At 48.3% G+C, this 26,135-nt stretch carries 20 protein-coding genes; 15 read left to right on the forward strand and 5 right to left on the reverse strand.

Going from position 1 to position 26,135, the window contains the following annotated elements; translation table 11 throughout:
- Window positions 1–18 precede the first annotated feature (18 nt).
- The 11 genes from EB809_RS13855 (at window position 19) to EB809_RS13905 (ending at window position 11,928) form a co-directional block, all read left to right on the forward strand.
- The gene (locus tag EB809_RS13855) at window positions 19–1,173 is read left to right on the forward strand and encodes a glycosyltransferase family 2 protein (protein ID WP_123635425.1); all 1,155 of its coding nucleotides are present in this window, start codon (window positions 19–21) and stop codon (window positions 1,171–1,173) included.
- The gene (locus EB809_RS13860; protein ID WP_123635426.1) at window positions 1,173–2,300 is read left to right on the forward strand and encodes a glycosyltransferase; all 1,128 of its coding nucleotides are present in this window, start codon (window positions 1,173–1,175) and stop codon (window positions 2,298–2,300) included. The genes EB809_RS13855 and EB809_RS13860 overlap by 1 nt, the downstream gene beginning before the upstream one ends.
- The gene (locus EB809_RS13865; RefSeq protein ID WP_123635427.1) at window positions 2,297–3,493 is read left to right on the forward strand and encodes a GNAT family N-acetyltransferase; all 1,197 of its coding nucleotides are present in this window, start codon (window positions 2,297–2,299) and stop codon (window positions 3,491–3,493) included. The genes EB809_RS13860 and EB809_RS13865 overlap by 4 nt, the downstream gene beginning before the upstream one ends.
- A 17-nt stretch (window positions 3,494–3,510) precedes the next feature.
- On the forward strand, window positions 3,511–4,488 hold the full coding sequence (locus EB809_RS13870; RefSeq protein ID WP_190294904.1) for a polysaccharide deacetylase family protein: 978 nt from the start codon (window positions 3,511–3,513) through the stop codon (window positions 4,486–4,488).
- A gap of 21 nt (window positions 4,489–4,509) precedes the next feature.
- On the forward strand, window positions 4,510–5,619 hold the full coding sequence (locus EB809_RS13875; RefSeq protein ID WP_123635429.1) for a glycosyltransferase: 1,110 nt from the start codon (window positions 4,510–4,512) through the stop codon (window positions 5,617–5,619).
- On the forward strand, window positions 5,600–6,229 hold the full coding sequence (locus EB809_RS13880) for a hypothetical protein (protein WP_123635430.1): 630 nt from the start codon (window positions 5,600–5,602) through the stop codon (window positions 6,227–6,229). Before EB809_RS13875 ends, EB809_RS13880 begins: the two co-directional genes overlap by 20 nt.
- Before the next feature lie 89 nt (window positions 6,230–6,318).
- Window positions 6,319–7,659: a phenylacetate--CoA ligase family protein gene (locus tag EB809_RS13885; protein ID WP_123635431.1), complete on the forward strand. Its 1,341-nt coding sequence runs from the start codon at window positions 6,319–6,321 to the stop codon at window positions 7,657–7,659.
- A complete protein-coding gene (locus tag EB809_RS13890) occupies window positions 7,656–8,549 on the forward strand; it encodes a glycosyltransferase family 2 protein (protein WP_190294905.1) in 894 nt (297 codons plus the stop codon). Before EB809_RS13885 ends, EB809_RS13890 begins: the two co-directional genes overlap by 4 nt.
- Before the next feature lie 22 nt (window positions 8,550–8,571).
- Window positions 8,572–9,546 (forward strand): polysaccharide deacetylase family protein, encoded by a 975-nt coding sequence (locus EB809_RS13895; RefSeq protein ID WP_123635433.1) that lies wholly within the window; start codon window positions 8,572–8,574, stop codon window positions 9,544–9,546.
- A gap of 31 nt (window positions 9,547–9,577) precedes the next feature.
- Window positions 9,578–10,966 (forward strand): phenylacetate--CoA ligase family protein, encoded by a 1,389-nt coding sequence (locus tag EB809_RS13900; RefSeq protein ID WP_123635434.1) that lies wholly within the window; start codon window positions 9,578–9,580, stop codon window positions 10,964–10,966.
- An 8-nt stretch (window positions 10,967–10,974) separates the two neighbouring features.
- On the forward strand, window positions 10,975–11,928 hold the full coding sequence (locus EB809_RS13905; RefSeq protein ID WP_123635435.1) for a glycosyltransferase: 954 nt from the start codon (window positions 10,975–10,977) through the stop codon (window positions 11,926–11,928).
- A 6-nt stretch (window positions 11,929–11,934) separates the two neighbouring features.
- Here the strand turns inward: EB809_RS13905 and EB809_RS13910 are convergent, their stop codons facing one another.
- A complete protein-coding gene (locus EB809_RS13910; protein ID WP_123635436.1) occupies window positions 11,935–12,981 on the reverse strand; it encodes a hypothetical protein in 1,047 nt (348 codons plus the stop codon).
- 159 nt (window positions 12,982–13,140) lie between these two features.
- Between EB809_RS13910 and EB809_RS13915 the strand changes: the two genes are divergently transcribed.
- The 3 genes from EB809_RS13915 to EB809_RS13925 are packed head-to-tail and all read left to right on the forward strand — an operon-like array spanning window position 13,141 to window position 16,626.
- Window positions 13,141–14,286: a glycosyltransferase family 4 protein gene (locus EB809_RS13915; RefSeq protein ID WP_123635437.1), complete on the forward strand. Its 1,146-nt coding sequence runs from the start codon at window positions 13,141–13,143 to the stop codon at window positions 14,284–14,286.
- Entirely contained in the window at window positions 14,270–15,628 is a 1,359-nt protein-coding gene (locus EB809_RS13920; protein WP_190294906.1) for an O-antigen ligase family protein, read from the forward strand. The genes EB809_RS13915 and EB809_RS13920 overlap by 17 nt, the downstream gene beginning before the upstream one ends.
- Window positions 15,629–15,642: 14 nt before the next feature.
- The gene (locus EB809_RS13925; protein ID WP_123635439.1) at window positions 15,643–16,626 is read left to right on the forward strand and encodes an acyltransferase family protein; all 984 of its coding nucleotides are present in this window, start codon (window positions 15,643–15,645) and stop codon (window positions 16,624–16,626) included.
- Between the two features lie 44 nt (window positions 16,627–16,670).
- On the opposite strand, the gene EB809_RS13930 is transcribed toward EB809_RS13925, so the two are convergent.
- From EB809_RS13930 to EB809_RS13945, 4 genes are all read right to left on the reverse strand, one after another.
- Complete coding sequence (locus tag EB809_RS13930; RefSeq protein WP_123635440.1) at window positions 16,671–17,669, reverse strand: glycosyltransferase family 2 protein; 999 nt, start codon at window positions 17,667–17,669, stop codon at window positions 16,671–16,673.
- 40 nt (window positions 17,670–17,709) lie between these two features.
- Window positions 17,710–19,230 carry a lipopolysaccharide biosynthesis protein gene (locus EB809_RS13935; protein ID WP_123635441.1) on the reverse strand — a complete coding sequence of 507 codons (1,521 nt, stop codon included), beginning with the start codon at window positions 19,228–19,230 and terminating at the stop codon, window positions 17,710–17,712.
- 4 nt (window positions 19,231–19,234) lie between these two features.
- Window positions 19,235–20,209 (reverse strand): glycosyltransferase family 2 protein, encoded by a 975-nt coding sequence (locus EB809_RS13940; RefSeq protein WP_190294907.1) that lies wholly within the window; start codon window positions 20,207–20,209, stop codon window positions 19,235–19,237.
- Window positions 20,210–20,365: 156 nt separating this feature from the next.
- Window positions 20,366–24,907 (reverse strand): kelch repeat-containing protein, encoded by a 4,542-nt coding sequence (locus EB809_RS13945; RefSeq protein ID WP_190294908.1) that lies wholly within the window; start codon window positions 24,905–24,907, stop codon window positions 20,366–20,368.
- Window positions 24,908–25,445: 538 nt separating this feature from the next.
- Between EB809_RS13945 and EB809_RS20970 the strand changes: the two genes are divergently transcribed.
- A complete protein-coding gene (locus tag EB809_RS20970) occupies window positions 25,446–26,072 on the forward strand; it encodes a GNAT family N-acetyltransferase (protein WP_190294909.1) in 627 nt (208 codons plus the stop codon).
- Window positions 26,073–26,135: the final 63 nt, after the last annotated feature.

Consider the following 26,135-nt stretch of genomic DNA (forward strand, 5'->3'; position numbering starts at 1 on the left):
TGTTTACGGGCAACCATTATGCTGATCCTGCTGTTCTGGCTTTCGCTACTCCTGCTGCTCTACATCTACCTGGGCTATCCGCTGCTGCTGTATCTGTGGGGCCAACAACCCCGCACGATCGAACAGGATGAGGAAGACCTGCCTCATGTCTCGATCCTGATTGCCGCCTATAACGAAGCAAAGGACATCGAGACCACGCTGCGCAATAAACTGGCCCTGGACTATCCGGCCGACCGTCTGGAAATCCTGGTGGTCTCCGACGAGTCCGAAGACGGCACGGACGATATCGTGCGTGCCGTGGCTGCAGACAGCGCTTCACCCATTCGCCTGTTCCGGCAGGCGCCTCGCCAGGGCAAGACCGCCGGTTTGAACCGCATCGTGCCGGAGGCCAAGGGCAACATCATTGCGTTTTCCGACGCCAATTCCGAGTGGGATGCCGCGGCCCTGCGCAAACTGGTGCGTAATTTTGCCGACCCGCAGGTGGGATACGTGACCGGCAAGATGGTCTACGTCAACGACGCGGGCCATCTGGTAGGCGATGGCTGCAGCGCCTACATGAAATACGAGAACTGGCTACGCCACCAGGAAACCCGCGTGGGTTCCATCGTGGGTGTCGACGGCGGTATCGACGCCATGCGCCGATCGCTCTATCAGCCCCTGCGCCCCGACCAGCTCCCGGATTTTGTCCAGCCCCTGAAAGTGGTGGAGCAGGGCCAGCGTGTGGTCTACGAACCAGAGGCGCTGTTGCGCGAAGAAGCCCTTCAGGACGGAGCCAGCGAGTTTTCCATGCGGGTTCGCGTGACCTTGCGGGCATTGTGGGCGTTGCGGGACATGCGAGTGCTACTCAATCCGTTGCGCTTTGGCCGCTTCGCCATTCAGCTGCTGTCCCACAAGGTCCTGCGCTATCTGGCGTTTGTGCCACAGATCGTATTGACCGTGAGTGCGGTATTGCTCGCGAACCGCGGGGGCATCTACGGGCTCTGCCTATTGGGGCTCATCGCGATGTACCTGTTTGCCTGGCTGGGTCAGCGACGCGAGCGGGACGGCCGGAACCTGCCGTTCTACATGGCCGCGCCGTACTACCTGATGCTTCTCAACATGGCCTGTTACCAGGCGACTCGCGCCTTTATGCGGGGCGAGAAGAAAGTGATCTGGAATCCAAGGAAAGGTTAGTGGGAAAAGTACTGCACCTCATCGATAGCGGTGGGCTCTATGGTGCCGAAAAGATGTTACTGACACTGGTTTCCCAGCAGCTGGCCATGGGGCTCTCACCCATGATCCTCAGCGCCGGTGAGCTGGATGTGGGCGACAAGGCCATTGAGGTCGAGGCCCGTCGGTTGGGTCTGCCGGTTCATCCCTGGCGGATGCGGCCCGGGTTCAACCCCTCGGAAGCGCTGCGCATTCTGCGCTGGGCGCAGGCGGAAGGTTACGAGCTGCTTCACTCCCACGGCTACAAATTCAATGTCTTGATGGGCATGTGGCCGGCCTTCATGCGCCGGCTGCCCATGGTGGCCACGCTGCACGGCTACGTCAAAGCCGCCCGCTACACCAGGGCCTGGCTGTACGAGGCATTGGACCGGCTCGTCCTGCGACGCCTGAACCGCATCGTGGTGGTCTCCGAGGCCATGCGGTTCGACATACCGCCGGGTATCGCGCGGTCATCGTTACTGACCGTCATCCCGAATGGCCTGGATACCGAAAGCCTGCGGGAGTCGGCAAACACCGAATTATCGGAGGAACTGCAGACCTTCATCGACAATCATCACCCGGTCCTGCTGGGTGTCGGACGCCTCTCCCGCGAGAAGGGGTTCGAGCGATTGGTGGGTGCCCTGTCCATGCTCAAATCCCGCTTCCCCGGTATCGGTTTGATGCTCATCGGGGAAGGGCGGGAACGCCAGGCCCTGACCGACCAGATTGTGGCGGAAGGGCTGCAGCAGCAGGTCATCATGCCGGGCTACTGCAACACCGTGCCCGCCCTGATGGCCGCATGCGATGTGCTGTGCATGCCTTCCCGGACCGAAGGGCTCCCGATATCGCTGCTGGAAGCCATGGCCCTGGAGTTGCCGGTCGTGGCGTCCAATGTCGGCGAAATCGGTGCCGTACTGGGCAATGACTTTGGCGGCTACCTGGTGGACGCGACCGAAAGCGCCTCAGTCGCCAAAAGCATCGTCGAATGCCTGTCCGACGAGGCGGAACGCGACAAACGCGTGGCCTGGGCCCGATCACGGGTGGAACGGGATTTTTCCGGCGAGGCGATGTTTAGAGGCTATATGGCCATATATGAGCAGGTGCTTCGATGAGTAAAGGCCAAGGGACTGGCGAGGCGAACGAGCCGATGTCAGATAAATGTGATGTGCTGAATCAACGGACTTTTGTCGCGACCTTAATTGGTGGCGGTAAAGCCTATTCCAACACCAAGTATTTGAAGGATCGGTCAGCTTCGAAAATTAAGGCTGAAATAGCCGAGGAAAGCGATCTGCCGAGTGTTTGGGCTTGGTGCACCCAAACTGCTTTAAAGATGTCTTATCCAAGCTATTTTTGCAGTGGTGATTGGCTTGAAGCAGTTGAAAAAACCAAAGGTCGATCAAACAACTTATTGGTAATAATAGTAAAAGATGATGATGAAATATTAGGAGTTTTACCACTCCTCAAGCATCGAAATTATTTATTCGGAACCGATCTTCGAATGTTAGGATCCGAATTCTATCCTGATCCGCTAGGAGTCATCGCGGCTGATAAAGATCAGGATGTTGTAATAAATTTTATAAAATTATACCTAAAATCAATTAAAGGTTGGGATCGCCTTTTTCTTGATTGGATGCTGGAAGATGAGGTGAATAGGTGGAGTCTGAGCGCAAACATAGTATCGGAAGCACCATACCGTATTCTCGATAACGACTTTGATGCTCTATTAAGTGAATTTAAAAAAAAGAAGCGTTACAACCTGAAAAGCACTGTTAAAAAATCTGATGACTCTGGCATTGAGTTTGTCTCCAATGTTGAAGAGCTAATGAATAAGGAATGCCTGGACGCTCTTTTATCTATCCATAAAAAAAGATCTGCTCAACGAGGGATTAACAGTTCATTCTCAGGAAGCAATGTCGAGAATCTTCATCGTTATCTTTGCGATAATTCTAACTTTGTAAAGTATTTTCTTTTGAAGTTAGAGAGTAGAATTGTGGCTGTAATTTACGGTTTTGAATACGGTGAGCGCTTCTTCTATTATCAGGTTTCACACGATCCTGAGTTTGATGATTTAAGCCCTGGTTCAGTGTTACTGTATAAGGTTATCGAAGATTGTTGTGCCAGGGGGGTTAAGGAGTTTAACTTCTTACAGGGTGGTGAAAGTTATAAAAAAGTATGGGCGAAAGATTCCAGAGATTTATATCAGTGCATCCTGTATAACGACCGGTTTCGGGCCGAAATTCTCAAGATGGTTTCAAGTTGTAAGGCTGCTGTTAAAGTACTGCGAAAAAAAATGCTCAGTTGGTGATGTCGGGGGATATTGGTATGGGTGTAAAAAACCGAATTTTTAAATATTATTTCCCCCAAAAAGCTGTTGATTTAAAGCAAAAAAGACGCGGGAACTGTAACGGTATCGTTTTGATGTACCATGAGGTTCTGGAAGATAGTATAGATATCCCCGCATGGACTATTGTGAAAAGAAGTAATTTCGAATGGCAGATGAAGTATCTAAGAAATAATTTCGATGTCGTAACAATGGATGAAGCTACAAAAAGGGTTTGTGGTTTATCTGAAGGGCAACGTCCATTTGCTGTAGTTACTTTTGATGACGGATATAAAGGAAACTTTAATAACGTCTTGCCAGTAATGAATAAGCTTAGCCTTCCTTTTGTTGTGTATGTCGCAACCAAGGCTGTTTCTGATAGCTCTATCTATTGGTACGACAAGATAATTGGTTTGCTAGATAAGAGAGACGATCTATTTATTAGTATAGAGGGAGATGATATTCCAATAAGGAAGTCTCACTCTAATTCTAAACGATGGTCATTGATGCAAAAGGCGCTGAGTAAACTGAAATCAATGTCTGCCTCTGAAAGGGATATTGAGGTCAAAAAGATACTAGATGAAAATGATGCTCGTAGTTTTAGCTCAAGAATTGGAATGTTGAGCGCTAGCGATCTTGGTGCGATGAGTAAGCATCAGCTAGTTACTATTGGAAATCATACCCATGGGCATGAACTACTTGATCAGATATCTGGCCTCGAGATCTATAATACAATCAATAAGGCTAACTGTTTAATAGAGAGTTGGACTGGGATAAAGCCCAAACATTTTGCTTATCCAAATGGTAACTACAGTGAAAATGTTCTCGACGCGCTCTCAGCGTTCGGTTTTTCAACATTAGTTACGACAAAGCCTGGAATCTGGGATGGCTCGCGTTCACTTATGGAGATTCCACGTCTAGGAATAGGTCGATTTGAGACTAAATCACAATTCAAAGCACGGTTGGCAGGGTTTCTGTGATTTTTGGTGTGAGATAATTCAGTGAAAATTGCTTATTTAATAGATTATCTTTATAGCGTAAATGGTGGCACTGAGAGGCAGCTGCTTAGGCTTATAGAAGGCATGGTGAGTAGGGGGCATGAGGTTACTCTTTATGTTCTTCGAGATACTGCTTTTACACAAGAATTAGATGATTTTCCTTGTAGTATTGTCTGCTTAAATGTTGATTCATTAGCTTCATTAAGAAGTTGGAAAAAGCTTTTTGAATTTAGACGTGATATTGAGAAAAAAAAGTATGAAGTATTACATGGTTTTTTTAACGATGTTGCGCTCTTGGTCCCTCCTCTTTTTCTGGGAAGTAAAATGGCGGTGTTTACTTCCCGAAGAGATATGGGGATATGGTACACCACCTATAAGTTGATGTATTTGAGGTTGTTTTCGAGCTCTAGTGTCAAGCTTATATGCAACTGTAAGGCTGTTGCTAATAAGGCAGAAAGACTTGAGTATAAAAATAGTAAAAAGATAAATGTTATATTGAATGGAATCGATTCCCCCCCTTCGTTTTTTGAGCAAAGATCGGAGTTTTTAGAAGAACTCACAAAAACCGAATGTATTAAATTGGTTGTTGTTGCAAATGTGCGACCTGTAAAACGAATTGAAGATTTAGTTGATGCACTCCAGCTGATAACTCAGAAAGGTGTGTTAGCCAAATGTTTTGTCATAGGCCATATTTCTGACATTGAATATGCCAAAAAATTAAACGAGAGAATTGAAAGGCATCGCCTGACGGGTCTGGTTAAATTCGTAGGGCCGATCAGTGAACCAAGAATTTATTTGTCGCAGTTTGATGTCGGTCTAATTACTTCTGAATCAGAAGGCCTGTCTAATACACTCATGGAATACTTGACTGCAGGTCTGCCAGCGATTGCTTCAAACGTAGGGGGAAATCCAGAGTTAGTCAATCACGGAGATAATGGCTTTCTTTATGAAAAGGGAAATGTGCGTGAACTTGCTAATATGCTTGAAGAAATTTGTAAAAATGAGCTGCTAAGAGAAAGGATGTCAGGCAATAGTATCAGTATTTCTGAAAAGTTCAGTATAACTCGAATGCTCGATGAGCATGAGGGCGTTTATGCGTCTAACTCTCAATAGCATATTACGGAAGTGGAATGAAGAAGGTTTTTGGGGTTTCTTTGTTGCGCTGATTGTTAGAATACCCGGAATTAAAGCGTTTAACATTTACCAGGTTTACGCTCTTGATTTAACTGATTACCCACTGAGCGAAACTAACTTTGACAAAAATGTGAAGTTGGTAAGAGATATAGAACACTTGAACAAGCAGGCTTGGTTTTCTGATCGCTTAGACATATTTAAATCCAGGCTTAGCCTTAACCATCGTGGCATTATTTATTCGGAGTCCGGTATGGAGGTAGCATACCTTTGGCTCGACCTAAGTGGTAAGCATCGTGAGCAACGGTACGGGTACAGTATTCCACTTAAGAGTGACGAAGCCTTTTACTATGATAGCTTTGTAATTCCTGCTCGGCGTGGTAAGGGAATATTAAGAAAATTGATCTGGAATGCAGGTATTTTTGCAAAGAATGACTTGTCTCGATCAAAAATGTTGGCAACCATCGATATACAGAACAAAATATCGAGGCGAGCTCATAAAAATATTGGTTTTAAGCGAATGAGAACAGGTGTTTATGTGGCACTTAAGAATAGGTGGGAGTATAAATTTATTACGAAGGGCTACCGGTAGGAGCTCACTAGCTGATCTTGATCGGGTTGAGGTAAGTGAAGTTTGCTTTTTTATAATTGGAGCTGAAAAGGATCTTTGGAAACAGCACTATGATTGCTTCACTTTCGAAACATATATTCTATCCCCTCTGGGATCTCAAGGATCGCAGCCGGCGCCTGGACGAATGGAAGAACTTGGAGCGTCAACAGTGGTGGCCCCGCGCAGAACTGGAAACGATGCAATGGCAGCGGGTGCAGGAGATGGTTCGCTACGCGGCCCGGCACAGCCCGTACTATCGGGGATTGTTCCGAGAGCACGGCATCAAACCGGACCGGATTCGCTCAATCGAGGATTTCCGGGCTATCCCCGTCACCACCAAGCACAGCATCCGGAACAACCTGGATCGGTTTATCAGTGACGAGTTCTCCAAGGATGACCTGGTCACCGCCAAGACGGGCGGCTCCACCGGCGTGTCCCTGCACCTTTATTTCGACGAAGCCTGCCAGGAACGACGCAACGCCGCCCAGCTGTTGGCCGACCGCTGGTCCGGATGGGACCTCGGTGTGAAAAAGGCCGCCGTCTGGGGTAACCCGCCGGTGCCCAAGACCACCAAACAGAAGTTGCGTCACCACCTCCTGGACCGAACCGTCTACCTGGACACCATGGACCTGAATGACGCCTCCATGGGGGATTTCGTCAATCTCTGGCGGCGGGAAAAGCCCGAGGCCATCTTCGGCCACGCCCATTCCATCTACATCTTTGCGCGTTATGTGGATCGGGAAGGGATCCGGGACTTGCGGCCCCGGGGCATCGTAGCGACATCGATGATGCTGCTGGAGCACGAGCGCGCCCTCATCGAGTCGGCTTTCGGTTGCCGCGTCACCAATCGCTACGGCTGTGAAGAGGTGGGCCTGATTGCCTGTGAGTGCGAACAGCACAACGGCATGCACCTGAACCTGCCACACGTGCTGGTGGAATGCCTCGACAGCGATGGCCGGCCCGCAGCGCCGGGTCAGCCCGGCAAGCTGGTCCTGACCGACCTGAACAACCAGGGCATGCCCCTGATTCGATACCGCGTGGAGGACGTCGGCGTGTTGTCCGACCGCCAGTGCAGCTGCGGGCGAGGCTTGCCCATCCTCGAGCGCCTGGAAGGCCGTGTCGCCGATTTCCTGAAATTGCCCAGTGGCGGGCAGGTCGCCGGTATTTCACTGGTGGAACGGACCCTGACGAAAGTCCCCGGGATTGAGCAGATGCAACTCGTCCAGGAAACCCTGGATACCCTGACCATCAATCGCGTGAAGGGCCAGGATTATGATGACAAGACGGATGCCGCGCTGATTGCCGCGTTGCGTGAAGTCTTCGACGAGAGCGTCACGTTGTCCATCAACGATGTAGAGGCGATCCCGCAGGAAGCCTCGGGCAAATACAGGTTCTCGATATGCAAGGTATGACGTCAACCAACCAGCCCCTGGTCAGCGTGGTGATCGCCACCTACAACATGGGCCACTACTTACCTGAAGCCGTCAATTCGGTTCTGGGGCAGACCTGGTCCAACCTTGAAGTCGTGATCATAGACGACGGCTCCACGGATGACACGGCCAATCAGATCGCGCCGCTGGCGGCTGACGAAAGGGTCCATTACATCCGCACCGAGAACAAGGGCCAGCCTCAGGCGAAGAACCGGGGCCTGCATGAGGCGCAAGGTGAATTTATTGCCTTCTGCGATGCCGACGATCTCTGGTCGCCCCGCAAGCTTGAGCTGCAGATGCGTGAGTTCGATAACCCTAAGGTGGGGGTGGTCTATAGCGAGGTCTCCTACATCGACCAGGAAGGCGATCATATCGACAAGGCCCAGCCGTACGAACGCCACAGTGGAACGGTTACAGAGCACCTGGTGATCAAGAACTTCGTACCCTTTGGGACGGCGGTCATCCGCCGGGCCTGCATCGACAAGAACGGGCCGTTCGACGAGACCTTGCCCATGGGGATCGACTGGGATCTGTGGCTGCGCTATTCCGTCGACTGGGAGTTCCGCTACGTTAGCGACGTCACCTACATCTACCGGATCTGGCCCGGTCAGATGTCCAAGAACTACCGGGGCCGCTACGACAACGCGTTTCGCATCCTGGAGAAGTTCCTGACGGCGAACCCGAACGCTGTACCGGACGAGCTGGCGTCCCGGGCCTGGGCGGATATGTACATCAGCCGCGGCATGTCCATCGCCGCTGCCGAACGATCGTTTATTGAACCGTTTTGCGATGTCTTCCGGGGCATCCTGCGGGACAGCTCCTACTGGCAGGGCTGGCGGTCACTCGCCAAGCTGATCCTGCGCAGGGTGTAGTCGGAGCGGGGAGAGACAGGGAATGACACTCAACCAATTCATCTACAAAGCCACCCGCCCACTGGGCGGGCTGCAGCTCGCCCGCATGCTGGCTCGCCACCATCCCCGAATCCTGATGTACCACCGGCTTTCGGCGACAGACGAGCCGGGCAAGATCCATGTGGATCAGTTCCGAAAGCAAATGCGGTTGATCAAGCGCCACTTTCACCCGATGAACCTGACAGAGCTGTTGGAGGCGCATGAGCAGGGGAACGTCCCCAATCATGCGGTTGTGGTGACGTTCGATGATGGTTATGCGGACTTTGCCGAATACGCCTTCCCGATCATGCAGGAGGAGGGGATACCGTCCACGTTGTTTATTACGACGGGCTTTGTGAACGGTGACCTGTGGTTGTGGCCAGATCAGTTGCATTATGTAATTGATGAGGCAAGCATTGGTGGAGAGCCTGTTTATATTGATGGGATGGATAAGTATGTTGAGTTGCTATCTGATCGGGACCGGGCATGGAACACCATTGCGGACTATTGCCTTAAAATTCAAAATGAAAAAAAGGAGTCGTTGATATCAAATCTATATCATCGTCTCAATGTGGTTCGGCCAAGTCAGGCGCCCGTTCAATATTGTGGTTTGAAATGGTCTCAAATCAGAAAAATGGTTAAATCGGGATTAGATGTTGGAAGTCATTCGTATAGTCATCCTATATTAACTCAGTTGCAGGATAATGAGCTGGATAAAGAATTGAAGTTGTCTAAACTCCTTATACAAAAAGAGCTAAATATAGAAACTCCTCTTTTTTGTTATCCGAATGGTACTCCTGACGACTTTAATGAAAAAATTAAGGAATCTATTAGTAAGGCAGGTTATCGGTATGCTGTTAACGCATATCCCTCAAGACTACCTCTTTCGGATACACTGTCAATCAATCGATATCCTGCTGTGGAAAATATGATGTTATTCGAAAAAACTGTTTTCGGAACGGGATACCTTTTTAGATAAGCAATATATCAACTTATACGAAAGCAAAAATATGTCAAAAATAATTGAATGGTTCTATTTCAAGTTACCAGTTTGGGCTCAAAACATACTGGTGTCTTTATATGGTCTTAAATTAAAAAGGGAAAGGTACAATAAAGATGGTGCGAGTTTCTTTGAATTCCTGAAGAGATCTCAAAAAAAGGAATTGAGTGAAATATTGAAACTACAAGAAAAAATGTTTCTGTCATTGGCCATAAAAGCCTTGAAAACAGTACCTCATTATCGCAATTTGGCTCGATCTCAGAATATTGATATTGATAAATTGGTGAATATTGATGCTATAAATTTTTTCCCTGTATTAGATAAATCACAAGTCAAAGCCAAGCCCCATTCTTTTTTGTGTGAAAAAAATAATCCAAAGAGTTTAATTAAGCTTAATACTAGTGGTACTACTGGTTCTCCTTTAACTATCTACTGTACCAAAAGTATAAGATCTAAGCATTATGCTTTTTTTTCTAGATTACGCTCTTGGTTTGGGCTGAATCCTCTATGCCGAAGAGCAACTATTTTTGGTCGAATAATTTGCCCCCCTGACCAAGTCAAGCCTCCCTTTTGGCGTAGTGATTACTTTCAAAATAATTTACTATTATCTTCTTATCATTTGTCGTCAGATAACCTCCAGTACTATTATCGAAAACTAATTGAATACCAGCCTGAAGAAATAATTGCATACCCATCTAGTTTGTACCAGGTTGCTCGATATATAAATAACAATGATCTTCCTGCTCTAAATGTAAAGCTAGTAATGACAACTGCAGAGACGCTGATGCCTTATCAGATTGAGGAGATTAGAAATGCCTTTAATGGACCTTTAGTTAATCAATACGGATGCACAGAAATGGCTTTTTTTGCCTCTAGCTGTGAATTCGGAAACCTTCATTTTCATCCAGAGCATGCAGTAATAGAAGTAATGGACGAAAATGGTGTCATTAGATCAGAAGGTAAAGGTGTGTTGTTAGCTACCGGATTGATTAACGATGTAATGCCTCTAATAAGATACAATACGGGTGACATAGTTGAAATAGCTTCCAGAAATGAATCTTGTAGATGTGGAAGAAGCTTTCAATTAATTAGGAGTATTGAAGGGCGAATGGATGATTTGGTTTATAAAAAAGATGGAACTCCCGTTGGACGTCTAGATCCCGTTTTTAAAGGTGGCCTTGGAATAGAAGCTGCTCAAATAGTTCAGGACGAGATCGGTGACATAAAAGTATATGTGTCTCCGGAGGCTAATTTTAACGAAAATAATGAAGAGTGGCTGAAAAAAGAGTTAGCCAAAAGAATTGGCGATGATGTATCCATTGAAATAATCATCAATCCTAACTTGCTTGACTTAAAAGGCTCAAAATTTAGGTCTGTAATAGGGCGTTATAATCCATAGGAATATTAATGAGTAGCTTAAATTTCCCAAAAGTAGCAATTATAGTTCCTGCCTATAATGAAGAAAAATATATCGGAGCATGTTTAGAGAGTTTGCTGAATTTAAAGTATCCGAAGGATAAAGTTGAAATACTAGTTGTAGACAACGGATCGGCAGATCGCACGGTAAATATTGCTGCCTCATATGGGGTCAAAGTTCTAAAAAAAGAAAATACCAAGGTCGGGGGAGTAAGAAATTTTGGTGTTGCAAGCAGTAGCTCCGAAATCGTGGCGTTTATAGACGCCGACTGTGTCGCTAAGGAGGGATGGTTATCAACAGCGGTTAACTGGCTTGATAATCCTAAGGTAGGGGCAGTTGGAGGTGTATACAACTTGCGAGTACGGCCTTCATGGGTTGAAAAAGCATGGGTTTTGGGGACGCGGACAACGGATACTCCCACTAAAACTTTGCCTGGCGGCAGTTTTCTTATGAGACGGGCGTTATTTGAGGAATTGGGAGGGTTTGATAGTAATATTAATGCAGGAGAGGACAGTAAGCTAAGCTACGAAATTGGATCAGCCGGCTATGGTTTATGGCTACTAAAGGATTGCTCCGTCGTTCATTTAGGGTACCCAAATAGTATTGGCGGGTTTGCGAAACGTCAGTTTTGGCATTCTTCTAGCTATCTAAAATCAAACGTAGGCTTTAAAGATAAAACTTTTATAGCTTCGCTTCTGTTCACAGTTTGCTGTGCCGTCTTTCTATTGGCTTTGGTTCTAGGTAACGCTAGTGCTATGCTTCTTTCACTAATGGTATCATTAATCATATGCCTCACCTTTACGGCAAAGCGTGTTTTGTTCGGAAACTACGATGCAATTAACTGGAAATATATAATTCCAGCCGTTTTTTTGGACTATGTTTACTTTATATCCCGAATGTCGGGGTTGCTGTTTGGGGCCGTAAAAGACCCCTTTAAGAGATAGCCAGCCTCACTTTATATTAATAGATGCTGGCGGACTTGGACATTTTTCGCAACCAGTGATTGGGAAGCCTTCTTTATTTGCATCTCCATTACTGTCTATGACATACAAATACATGGTGTCCATGTCTTGGGCTGCTGGAGTTAGTTCTGCTACTATCCCCCCATTACTCCAAGAGTCGTACGGCAATAACTCCCTGTGCGACGTGGGGTCATAAGTTGGACTGTCGGATACTTCTATTCTTGCTCTACTATTTGAAATGTAGATATCGCTCATTCGAAACTCGGTTCCTGCGTATTTGTCGTTATCGACGGGATCAAAGCCGACCAAGCCGACAGTTAAACCTTCGGTATCCGATGATTTTCGAAAGTCAGTTACACGGTGTTTTATATCGCCGTTCATCTTCGCTTCGATCAGGTTTTTCTCCGCATCAACGTAGATCTCAAAATGATTCCATTGATTTGCTGGAGCACGGGTTGCTACCCAATCCGCAGGAGGCGAGTAATTCAACTCACGCGCTTCATAAGTTATGTGCATAGTAGTCCAGGAAATTCTTGTCCCTAGTCCGTCTAACCTGTCCCATATTCGAATGTATTTATTTGCCTCACCGGAATCTACTAAATAATCAGGATGGAAATACCATGAAACATAGAGCTTATTAAGCCCAAGGCCCGATAGGGCTTTGGGTTTCTCAAGAAAAGAAACTGCCCCTTGGTAAGCGCCTACGGCGCCGTTATATCTGAGGTTCCCTGATTTTACGAATTTAGGTGGCGTTCTTCCCCAGTTTGTTCCTGACACATCTCCCCAGGCGGTATTGGAACTAGTGATCTCTGTTCCCGAGGATAAATTGCTATAAAGATCTCTGTTGCTGACGAGGTCAAATAACAGTACTTTTTGGTTTTCTTCTGTGAATCCGGAACCTGAAACGGTAATCTTGTTAGGCGATGAATCAGAGTTCGCGACAGATGTGATTTGAGGTGCTGCGTAGATTTGATAACTTTGTGCTATCAATAGTCCTGATAAAACTACTTTTAATGAGAGATTAAGTGTTCTCATGCTACACCTCATATATATTTAATCGACTCTGACCCGATCAGGAGGATAGGCTGGCCTTTAATTAGTAGTTAAGGCATTAATAAGTGTATCGCGTAATAGGTGGTCGTGTCTGAAATTTTTGTTATAAGTTTTTGTGTTTTTATAGCTTGCGGGTATTTTATGGAAATTGAAAAGAAAAAAGCACGTATATTGTTGGTGGTAAGGTGGCCAATCGGAGGGATCCGAACCTATCTTAAATATATTATTCCGCTATTGGCAGATGAGTTTTTAGAATTTGACATCATCTCGGTCTCAGCCAATAATTCGGAATCCTTAAGAGAAGAAATCGGGACTCATATATCAAACTGGTATGTTGTGCCTGAAGAAGAATATTCATTAGTAAAATTTGCCTTAAAGGTTGTTGGCTTAGCGAAAAAAAATAATTACGATATAATTCATGCGCACGGATTCACCTCGATGATAGCTGCTGCTGGTGCGGGCAAGCTTACAAGTGGAAAAACAGTGGTAACTTCACATGATATATTGGATAGAAAATTATTTTCGGGTTTTAAGGGTACTTTAAAGCGGTGGGTTTTAGGCTGGGCCATCGACGACTGTTCTGCGATACAGTCTGTATCTACCGGAGCAGAGGCTAATCTTATCGAAGTTTATCCAAGCTTTAAAAAGCGAAGCACGGTTATTTTAAATGGCATTCATGGCGAGCAATTCGTTAAAGCCGATGCGACCGACCTCCGAGCCATGTTGAAAATATCCAGCGATGTCGTGTTAATTGGTTTTTTTGGGAGGTTTATGAATCAAAAAGGATTCAAATACCTTGTGGAAGCGATTGATTCGTTAAACTCCCGTGAAGATAAACAACGGTTTCATGTTGCATGCTTTGGGGGAGGGGCCTACGTTCGAGAGGAAAAAGCACAGCTTGATAGAAGAGGGCTCATAGATTATTTCAGTTTCATGCCATTCATGACAGATGTGTCCTCAGCGATGAAAGGTTGCGACCTGATTGTAATGCCTTCACTTTGGGAGGCCTGTCCGCTGCAACCCATGGAAGCTCTTTGCGCAGGAGTACCATTCGTAGGAAGCGACTGTGTTGGTTTAGGGGAAGTATTGGAACTGACGCCCGCACTTCAGTTCAGGGCTGGTGATTCGGCAGACCTTGAAAGATCTATCATTAAATGTATCGAGATAGGGACTCAGCCCTTTAAGGACTATATTCCCAAGGCTGCGGAGCGTTTCAGCGTTAGAACAACCGCGAAAAACCTTAAATCATTGTATGCGAAGGTACTCCAAGGTGAACTCAGCAAGTAATTCTTCGGTACTAGATAGGTTTGAGGATAGTAAAAGTACCTTGATCCCTTATCGGCTATTTTTGGTGTATTTGATAAGCTTCTTTTTGCATCTTCCAAGTCGCTTAAGTTTTCTTGGTACTATTCGTTTTGATTTTCTTCTTGTGTTGTTGATTTCATTTTATATTATTGGCTCTAAATCTATAAAGCCCAACAAGCTTGACCCAGCATCTAAATATTTATTTTTTATTTTTGTGTATGCGATCGTTACTTTGCCGCTGGTCGAATGGCCAGGTTCGGTTATAAGAGAAGGATTAATTGCATTTATAAAGGGTGCTATTTTTTATTTCTTTACTGTCAACTTGGTTGTAAATGAGCGAAGGCTCAAGGCTGTTGTTTTTGTTTTTGTAATTTGTAACTTAATTCGCGTGGTTGAACCGCTATTTATGCATTTGACCACAGGTTACCTTGGTTCAGAGACCTACCTGGGCATGGGAGAGTTTGCGGGTAGGTTGTCTGGGGCGCCTTCTGATGTGATAAACCCCAATGGCTTAGCGTTTGTTATAGCAACGATTTTTCCATTTTTGCATTACGTTTTCTCGCCGCTAAATAGCATCTCAAAATCAATGTACTTGGCTATTTCTATAGCTTTAATCTATACGATGGTTTTAACCTTATCTAGGTCGGGGGCGTTGGCACTTTTAATAATAGCATTTGGAGTCTTCCTAAAAAGTAATAGAAAGGGATTGCTCACCATTATTGGTTTGGCCGGTATTGCAATAATATATTCTAATTTAGATCCAATTGAAAAGGACAGATATTTGTCCATCGTTAGCGATGATGCTCGTCAATCGGCTACAGCTGAAGGTAGGATTGATGGCTGGTTTAGAGATTTCCGCGTTGCGATGAATAGGCCAATAGTAGGGCATGGTCTTGGAACTTCTCGGGAAGCAAGTTGGAATGTAGCGGGTGAAGATAAAGTGTCCCATATACTGTGGGCCGAAATATGGCAAGAAATTGGAATTATTGGCTTGGCCCTATTTCTTTTGTATCTTCGAGCTATGGTTAGAAATTTTCTGTCTGCAGGCCAGCTAATTAAACGAAAGTTGCCGAAGGATGATTTTTTATACAGGGCCAATGAGGCAATGCAGGTTTGGCTTCTAATGAATCTTCTTTTTAGCTTGGCGAGTTATGGACTAAAAAGTTATGAGTGGTATTTTTTTGGCGGATTATCTGTTGTGTTGCTGAAGATGGCTAACAAAAAGGTTTTATCAGATGAACGAGGCGGTGTTGAAGTCACGAGTCAGTTGGAAATTGCGTCAAAAAAATTCCCACTCCTTAAAAGATTAAAAGAATATAAATAGGGACCTAGTGGATAATGGAAAAGGATAATTCAATTGAATCTTTACGTGGATTAGCGATACTTTTAGTTATCGCTTTGCACATCAACAATGATGGCGCATTGGATGGGGCACGGGAGATCTATGACTACATGTCATATACCTTTCAGAATATTAGGCTGCCATTATTCACTGTTATTTCAGGTTTTCTTTATGGTTGCAGGCCAGTCGTTGAAGGTAGATATTTGTATTTCTTGCAAGGCAAGTTTCGTCGTATAGTTGTTCCACTTCTAACGGTTGTCACTCTTGAAATTTTATCGAAAGCCTATCTTCCAGGAGTTTCGGAAAGAGTATCTATAGATAAGTTGCTGTATTTTATTTTCTACCCATACGAGCATTTTTGGTTTCTGCAGGTCATATTCCTGATATTTGTCTTTGTCGGATTACTTGATTATTGGTCAGTTATCGATTCACCAAGAAAATGGTCTTATATATTTTTAGTATCTCTCGTGCTTTACATTTCTTATCCGAAGCTCGGGTTAGATTTGTCGTTTTTCTCTATAGGCACGACCACATACCTACTACCTTTTTTCCTCCTAGGGTATGGCATATCTAAATACCCTGAGCATTTGTTCTCGAATAAAATGAGTCTAATTATCATTTTTTGTTTTATTGTATCATTTTCACTCCAACAGTTTGAGTGGGTTTGGGGTGAACCTGAAGTTGCCGGAAAGCGAACTATACTTGGACTTTTGGTCTCTGTCTCATCATGTGCGCTTCTCTTTAAATATAGAAAAAATGTAACCCCGTTGAAGATTATAGGATCCTACGCGTTTACTATATATCTATATCAAGGATTCGGTTCTGGAATCGGTCGTAGACTAGGGGGCATGTTTGTTGATATAAATCCGCATATTTATTTTTTGATCGTTATTTCAGTTACGGTAATTTTTGGGGTCGCTGTTGAATACTTTGTAAAAAAAATACCAAGACTTCGTACCTTGTTGTTAGGTGTAAAATGAAAGCTCAATTTTAATTTATATACAGATAGTTGGCCGCCATGCTCTTAGTTTTGAACTGATTCAGGTTGCTCTACGTCTCTAAATTTGAGGGCGGTTAATACAATTTTCGTCCCCTGGAAAACGTCGTGCTTAATTTCCTTTCGACTGCAGGGAGGAAAGGTTTGGCCGTAGAGCGAAACGGCGGCTTTTAGCTTTCCTTTCCTGATGAGCTGGGTCTGAAGCTCTCTTTTCATGTGCCTAACTAATTTTTTTAATTTTTTCCGAAATATTTGTTCGGTTTCTTGATGAATTAAATCCATTCTACTTAGTAAAAAATTGGACATCATCCTTTCAGGGTCGCCGCTCATGTTCAAATCGTGTAATCGTCTTTCAAAAGCCACTTCGGGGAGAACAACAACAGGCCCCTTCATAGCTATTCGATATATAAGATGAAAATCTTCGCATGCGCGAAGCGACTCGTCGAAGCCTCCTTCATTAAAAACTAAGCTTCTTCGGAATAGAGGCGAGGAAGCAATTGTAAAATTTTCTTCTAAGAGTATATTCCGGCAACTTTGTGAAGGAAGAAGGAAGGGGCCGGGTCCGATTTCGAGACATTTTTCGGCGATTAAAGGACAGGAAGAGAAGTGATCCGCTGATTTTTCGTTTTCTGTGAAGTTGCGATAATTGCTCGTTACAAAAACGGCTTCTGGATAACTGAAGAACTGTTCAACTTGGTGCTCGACTTTGTGCGGCAGCATAATATCATCCGCGTCGAAAAAGGTTATGAATTCCCCTGCTGCGTGGCGGAGTCCCAAGTTCCTTGGAGCTGAACAGCTACCACTGTTATCTTGTCGAATATAACGAACTCTAGAGGTGTGACCATTGACGATTTCAGGAGTGGAGTCAGTAGATCCGTCGTCCACAACGATTATTTCTATGTTGGGGTAAGTCTGTGCTTCGATACTTGAAAGGGTTTCATCCAGGTAGTCTTCGGCATTGAACGCTGGAATGATGACTGTGACCAATGGGAGTTCCATAGCGCTCGTTACCTCGCTGTCTGTCATGTCGATTTTATGCTGATTTTAGAGAGATAAATATTACGCATTAGAGCAACGCCTTTAGTCTTCCATGGGGTATGAGGGTTCTCAATAATTCTTTCTCATTGGTGGTGAAACTTAGCTTGACGCCAATGACGGTTGTGATCGTGGCCACGACCGCAGCAAAGCTGAATATGGATAAGTAGTCGGTCAGATCTCCCGTCAACGCGACGAAGTAATAGGCGATTGCGTTGACTGGCAACATTATAAGTATGGGTCGGGCCAAACTCATGTAATACCGGCTCATCGGGATACCCAACTCTTTGCATGCAAGCGCTGGCAAAAAGGCAATTCTTAATATGAGTAGCGGGATCATCGTTCCAAAAGCGACGCCGATTAGGCCAAAAAACTGAACAAAAATGATGCTGAGGGTTAGATTGCACGCCACCTCAATCATATCCAGTTTTGCAATAACCCGGTGCCTGTTCATCGCATACATTGCCGAGTTCAGGGGGTGATTGGCAAAACCGATCATTCTTCCAACCAGTAATATCACCATCACCCAGTAGGCGATCTGGTAGTCTGCTCCCATCCATCGATCTATAAAGGCCTGCCCGAAGATCGCCAGTCCGCCTCCAGCAACCATGGCCAGAACTAGGTTGATGCGTGTGACAAACAACATCTTGCTGTTCATCTCCTCTTGTTCGCCGCTGGCATGGTAGCCGGTGAATACCGGCACGAACATGTTGGTTGCCTGGCTCAAAAACTGGGCGAGATAATCAACAAGACGGACGCCTATAGCGTAGGGGGTTACAGCGGCCGCGGACATAAAACCTGCGATGACGAAGTTATCGACGTTGTTCCGCAACTGGTAGGCGATAGCGATCGCGAATGACCACGCACTGTACTGAAAGAGCTCTTTGCCCATGGGACGTGACAGATAGCGCCGATTGAACCTTAGTTGTGGGAACGCTCTTCGGCAGATCACGTAGTAGAGCAGGTTGGACACCCGTGCGGTAAAAAAGGTAATGATCGCCAGGGCGACGACGCCGTAGCCTTGGCTGATGAACCAAAACGTCAGCGCGGCACCAATCAACGTGGTGGCGATTCTGGCTAAAGCGACTTGATGGAATCGCAATCGGGCGCCTGCCACGCCCGCCAACGCGTTGAACGGGAATTCCAGCGCCACGGAGAAGCCAATGATCAGGACCAGGAGTTGGATGATGTCCTTATCGGTGCCGGTGTCAAAAAAAAGTCGGCTTCCGAAACTGATGCCGATGCTGGCCAGAGCAATGACACCGGCAATAGTCAGGTAGATCGCAAGGGCGGTATTGATAACCTGGTTGGCTTGTTCATGATCCTCAAGTTTGAGGTAGCGACTGGCATATCGTGTAACTGCCGTTGCCATTCCCATATCGAAGAGGTGGTAGGCGGCGGCGAGACTCCCGATGATCGTCCAGATACCATACCAATGATCCCCGAGTTTGTGGATCAGGAAGGGCATCATGAAGAAGGCGACCGCGATCGATACGAACGTCTGCGATACGCGGGTTACGGAACCTTTTAGCAGGGTAGTGGCAGTAGACACGTGATTATCGATTCTGTGGCTTTATTTTTTTGAGCCATTGGATAGCGGGTGCAGGAAGGTAGCTCATTAGCATGTAAAAAAGGGAGTCGTTGTTTGGCTTTATACGCCTTGCACTCCGAAAGGCCTGTCGAGCTTTTCCCAACTGGTATTGCTTGAAATAGGAGTAGCCCATTTCGTGGTAGTAGCGAGCGATCTTGCCATCCAGTATGGCGAGTGAGGTTTGGTCGTGCTGGTGAAAACTCTTCATCTTGTCGATCGCCTTGATGATGCTGGGCGCGCGCTCCTCGATGCTTCTGAGTGAAATGCTGCCCGAACGTACTCGGTATTGGTGATAGATCGCGGGCAGGTAGATCAGGTCGAACTGACTGGCTATGGCTTGCCACATGATGAAGTCATCGGCATTGCGAACGTCTTCGTCAAACAGTCCGACTTTGTCGAAGACGTCACGCCGGATCGCGACGCCGGATGTGCCCACGTAATTGGAACGGGCGAGACCCTGCAATGCGGTTTTTGACTCGATAAGCCACGCGTCATCACTGATTTTTATTTTGGTCAACCGCTGAAGCGTTTCGTAGGGCGCCAGGAAGTCGGAATTGATGACTTCACCAGCTTCATCGATGCAGGCAAATCCGGTAAAAACCATGCCCGCGGTCGGTTGGCTGTCGAGCGCGGTCAGGGTGTCCCGGAGCTTATTGGGTAACATCAGGTCATCGGAGTCAAAGATGAAAATGACATCACCCTGGGCTTCTCGAATGGCTCTGTTCCTCGGGATAGACGGGCGTCCGCTGTTGTCTTGATAGAAATAACGGATCCTGGGGTCGTCGAAGCCGCCGATGATGTCAGCCGTTTTGTCGGTCGATCCATCATCCACAATCAGGACTTCAAAATCATTGAAACTTTGCTCAAGGATTGAATCGATCGTTTCGGCAATATAGTCCTGGGAATTGAAGGCCGGAATAATGATGGATATTCGATGCATTGGCTTCCCTGCAGTCGATAAAGCGAGCCTGGATAGATCAATTCCAGTATATCCCATCGACTACTGCGTAAGAACCGGGTTTTTGGGCGAATGCCCAGGATTGTGAGGTTTGCCCTGCGCCGCCAGTTTTAACCGGCGACGCAGGGGGCTGAGGCGTCAGAAACGCATGGACTCAACGGAAGTGGTGTAGGAGTCCCCGGTGGTCACACCGCCGCCGATGACGAGTACTTGGCCATTAATTGTGGCCGAAGCCGCGCCATGCTTGGGTGTCGGGACTTTCGTCAGTGGCCGCCAGGTGTTCGTGAGTGGATCATACTCCTCGTTATTCTCGAAGACGCCTGACGACGATTCCGGATTGTACTCTCCACCCATTATTTGGGCCCTGCCATTCAGGGTGCCAACGGCCATTGCGCGACGCCCTGTGGGCATCGGTGTCTGGAGAGCCCAGGAAGCCGATGGCCCGGTCAGCATTTCCACGGAAACTAGAGTGCTGTTGGGCTCTGAGCCGTCTGCATTGCGCTCACGCCCGCCGAACACGTAGACCTTGCCCTCAAGCAGAGCCGATACCGGGTTGTCACGCCGCACGTTGAGGGCCGGGCCGGTTTGCCAATTGCCGGTTGAGGGATTGAAGATTTCGACGGTGTTCAATGAGCTTCCCTGACTGTTCATACCACCGATGACGTAGATAAGCCCATTCATCGCCTGTGCTGTCGCTCCGCCGCGAGCTGTCGGCATATCCGTCAGTGGCGTCCAGCTGTTGCTGCCGGGGCTATAGACGGCTGCGTTGCTCACCGCGCCGGAGAACGGAGCCGTTGAGCCACCAAAAACATAGAGCTGACCGCCAAGGACGACGACTGCCGGGTTTTCGACACCTTCCCCGGGCAGGGGGGCTCCGGTGCTCCAGCTATTACTGGCCGGATTGTAGATGCGAAGGGTGTTCAGGTGTCCGGTGCTGTTTTTGCCTCCAACGACATACACAAGGCTATTGATGCTGGCGCCAGCGGCGTCAAGAACCGGAGCCGGAAGTGGGCTGGGCGTGTCCCAGCAGCCCAGACTTTCCGGTGTCAGTACCGTGAGCTTCCCGCCACCAAACTCACCAACAAATAACACGCCGTCGGGTGATTGCGTCATGGGCAGTGGGTCGTTAAAGCCACTGACCAAAGGTGCGCCTTCAACGGCTTGCAGTCCGGTGTCATTGAGGAGAACTCGATAAATGTCGTCACCAATTGAATAGTCAGTGATCAGTAGCTGATTGTTCAGGAATTCACCAACGCAGCCTGTGGCGCCGCTATATTCAATGATGGCATTGGCAGACTTGTGATCCCCGAGTATGAAGAAGGGATCGACGTAATTCGGGAGTGGGGCGACACCCTGGAACGACCCATCCTTGAATACACATTCGTCTCGGTACGGGTTTGGATGCCCGTAATATTTGCCTTCTTCGATGAGGTGGAGAATATCAGGCTGCTCTCCAGGGTTGTCGCCGCCTGTCAGGTAGCTTGCCGTGCTACCGAATCCGAGGCATGGCGGTTCCGGGGAGGGGGGGAAGGTTCCTGTCACTCCCAGGCCGTTATCGGTGGCGTACATTTGACCGTTGCTGTGGAAGACGAAGTCATAGCTATTACGCAGCCCGGTTGCATAGGTTTGTACGTCGCAAGGCGGTGGTCCAAAAATATCACTTGTGTTTGCGCAGCTGCCATCGAAGCCCGCTGCAAAAACATCCGCAACCAGTATAGCGGCACTCAAGGGCTGCTCCTGCATGTCTCCGAATTCTGAATTGGAATTGTTGGGAGCGCCGGCTCCCGTATTGCCGGCGGCTGCGATGTACAGTCGGTTGTCTGAACCGAAGTGCAGCGAGTTTATCGAGTGATTGGCTTTCGCCCGTGGCAATCCGGTAATGACGTTGTCGACCTGGCTGAAGTTAGGGCCTGAGAGGCGTGTAATCATGCCTGAATTCGGCTCGCCATCGTCTACAGAAGGGCTGGAATGGGCCAGCCACAGATCAATGTTGCTTGCTGTTGAATCTGGACCCACGGTAATGCCAAGCGTGAGCCTAGGGCCGAGCGCGTCCTGAAGGGCTGTAATTGTTTGGGTATCAACGAGATTGTAATCCTCGTCAAACGTCAGAGCCTTAATGCTGCCGAACAACTGCGTAACGTAGAGGCGGTTATCCGGTCCCCAAACCATCGAGGTAGGGTAGTCCAGGCTGTAGCTGTTGCGCAGGAATTCGATACCGGTCTCTGGAGAAAGCGGAGTCCCGCCGGCTTCGAGAGTGAAGTCGTCAAATTTGTAGACGACGGGGGTCGGCGCGTAGCGATGGGTCCCGAATATGCCGGCAAAGCTGCGGGTTCCTATTTCAGGATCAATTCCCGCGGCGTCAAAGCTGAAGAATTCATCAGGTGGGGTCAGTGTCACGGCCTGTATACTGGTCCCGCCATCTAATTGATAACGCAGTTCGACGGTTCGAGAGTACGGGTTAACAATCATGGTGAATGTGACATCCCGGCCCGGCAGATTACTGACCGAGATATTTCTCTCGTTCACGGTTTGGCCGCCGACCTCCATCAAGTAATGGACGCGGGGGCCATTGGGATCGGATAGTGCGACCAGTTTGATGTAATTGTCCTGATCCGTACCGAACCACAATCCCGCCTGTTCGTAATTACCGCTTCCTGCCGGCACATCCAGAAGTTGCGCACTGATTCGCGTAATCTGGTTAGGTGCCGCAAATCCGACTCCAAGTGCGTTTTCCAGGGAGTTATTACCTGCGTATTGAATGCCGGAGGTTGTGGTCAGACGCAGTACCCCCTCGAGGAAATTCATTTCGAGATTTTCTGGAATGAAGCCGTTGCCCGAGGCCGGTTTGTCAATCCAGGTGAATCCGGTGCCAAGACCGTTTCGATCCGTCAAGTAGCCCTGGCTCTCCGTGAAGCTAATCTGATACGGCAGTGAAACGCGCACATCGGAGCAACTGATGGGCGCGCAGTTTCCGCTACTGGATAGAGAAAGTGTGACCGGAATGTCCACGTCGGGAAAACCCGCCGCAGTGATGGTGACTGTTGCGGAATAATTGCCGGCAGCCATACCGGTTGAATCCACGCCCACTTGGATCACTTCCGGTGTGGTGCCGGTTGTTGGTGAGGCGTTGAGCCATGCCATGTTGGTGCTGACGGTGAAGTCATGGGTCTCGCTCATTGAGTGCGAGATATCTACGGCCTGTGACGCTATCGGTGAGTCGGGGGCGCCGCTGAATGACAGGCTGGAAGGGGTAGCCACCAAACCATTTGGATCATCTGTGATGCTGAGGGTGTAGGCCAATGTGGCAGATTCATAGCCATTTGCGGATGCTGTCACCGTGCCGGTGTAGGTCCCCACTGCGAGGCCGGCCGGGGATGCGGTCACGGTGATTTGCGCTGGCGTGCTGCCCGAATCGCCAGCCGCGCTGAGCCACGAAGCGTTGGACGTTAGCGAAAAAGTCGCCCCGGAGTTGTCACTGCTGTTGAGCTGGACCGTCTGTTCGAGCACCGTATTGTCGTCGACGTGGCGTGATCCTGCGAGACTTGATGTAGAGAACGTCAGGGCTTCGGCGTTATTCAATACATCGAAGAAAACCGTTGTTTCATGATTGACGCCCTCGGAATCCCTGACGACAGCAGTGATGGTGTGGCTGCCATCTGAGACAGTCGTGCTATCGAAAGGGTAGGCTAGATCAGACGGCGTGGTGCCCGCGAAGTCATAAGGTGCAAGACTTTCAGTTTGGCGTGCTCCTCCTGTTTTTGTTGGATTATCGAGGTAGAACTGAACTCGGCTGATGGTTGAGTCATCGGGTACAAAAATGAAAATGTCACCGGCTACCTGCGATCCCTGTAAAGAGGAGGCGTTACTGCGATTCGGACTGGTGCTCACCAACAGGCTGTAGTCACCACCGGCTGCCGGAGTTATCTCAAGACTGACGACGATCTCGTCACTTGCCGCATTGCTGCCGGAGGCGGCGATCACGGCACTGTAAGAACCGGCGGCGAGGCCATCCGGTGACACGGTGATGTTCAGATTTTCTGGAACCGTACCGGATGAGGGACTGACAGACAGCCAGTTTGCGTTGTCGCTTATGGAGAAATCAGCACTTGTCCCGCTCGATGTGTCGAGTGTGACTGAAGCAACCTGGTTGCTGGTATCACCTTCTGCGGCCGTAAATGTTAGAACGTCGGTCGAGAATTCAAATGCGGGTGAGGCGTTGTCGACGATGAAAGCGGCCGAAAGCAGTTCGGTCGCGCCGGAACTATAGGTGACTCGGGCGTATACACTATGCTGACCATCGTTAATCGTGGTTGTGTCAAAAGGATAAGCAGTGTCGTTCGGCGCTGTTCCGTTGAAATCGTAGGGGCTCACAAGTTCGGTTTTTCTAGGAGTCGCGGGAGGTGGGGCATCAAGGTAAAAATCAACTTTTCGGATCCCGGACTCGGTCGAGGTGAAAATGTAGGCCATGCCCGACAGTTGTGAGCCCTGCAAGGTGACCGGTGCCGCTCGATCCGGAAACGAGCTGACCTGTAGTGAAGGAACGGCATTGGCCGCAAATGCCAATGCAAGTAGAAGAGGCATCAATAGCCAGCGAGCTATGGATTGTTTGGGCTTATAGAACCGGCCTGCTTTTGAGCCGTATCCGGCTGCCAATATGGATGTGCCGAGTAGTTGTTTCATGAATTCAAAGCCTCCAGACAGGTCAAGACTCCTCCCGGGCTGCTTCGCATATAAAATGCCAGACAGGCTAATCACGTAAGGTTTACAGTGTGATAACCTCCGGTTTCGAGCTGCGAAAATTACAGCTCTGTAAGGTTTTTCGACAAGGAATTCTTTCCCCCATGACGCAGGATGGCGCCTTCCAATGACCCTTTTCCAGTCCTCAGCCTGGCAGGATGCCTGGTGGTCTGTATGGGGGGGCACTCCGGAATTCGAGTTGGCGAGCCACGGCGGTGGCGGCCGGTCAGGCATGTACACGGATGAGTATCGGTTCCGTGGTGTGCTACCTATCCGCTGCCTGCAGTTTGTGGGAACCAACTACCGCCGAATGTCCACTCCGCGGACCGAGTACAACGGTCTGGGGCTATCGGGTATCTCAGGTGTCGGGAGTTCTGACGCCCTGGAGGCCTGCCGTCAGACGACGTGGTCTGAGGCTGTCTTCCGGGATCTGATTCGTAACGCCCCGGATCACCGTGCCCTTCTGAAACTGGCGTCTGAAATGCGTCTGGATGTGCGCGAGGTCGCAAACGACACCGCCTATCAGGTCCGGACGGATGGCCGCTTCGAGCATTATCTGGCCGGATTGGGGCGCAGTACCCGTCTTCGCTTTTTCAATCGCCGGAAAGTGCTGGAATCTCTGGGCGATATTACGGTCAGAAATGACTGGAGTCGGGACCCGGTGGCTTTCTTTGAACGGTTGAACGAATTCCATATCGAACGTTGGGGAACGCCGTGCTTCGGTCGGGACAGCCTGCTGTTTCACCGGCGATTTCTTGATGGGATTGAGGACGAGGGCGGTGCACCGGATCTGTCTGTGCTGTCGGTGAGTAACCGGCCGGTTTCAGTACTCTATAACGTCAGGTTCGGGAGCTGTGTCTACAACCTGCAGTCGGGTTTTCTGGAGAATTATCATCGGAAACTGGCTCTGGGGTCCTTGCACCTGGGCTACGCCATCGAACAGGCTTTCCGGGAACCGGGCAACGATGTGTTCGACTTATTGGCAGGGCAGGGCAAAAACAGTAATTATAAGCAGCATATTGCGACAGATCAGGTTGAGCTGGTGTCTTTGATGCTCGTCCGGTCACCGTTCTATAAATGGCTTTACCGACTGAAACAACCGCGGTAAAAAAGCCTTAAGCACAGTGAATCTTTGGGCCCGGGGCTGACTGTCGGGGCTTTCGTCTCAATG

The organism is Marinobacter sp. R17, from assembly GCF_003789045.1.
GTDB lineage: Bacteria > Pseudomonadota > Gammaproteobacteria > Pseudomonadales > Oleiphilaceae > Marinobacter_A > Marinobacter_A mangrovi.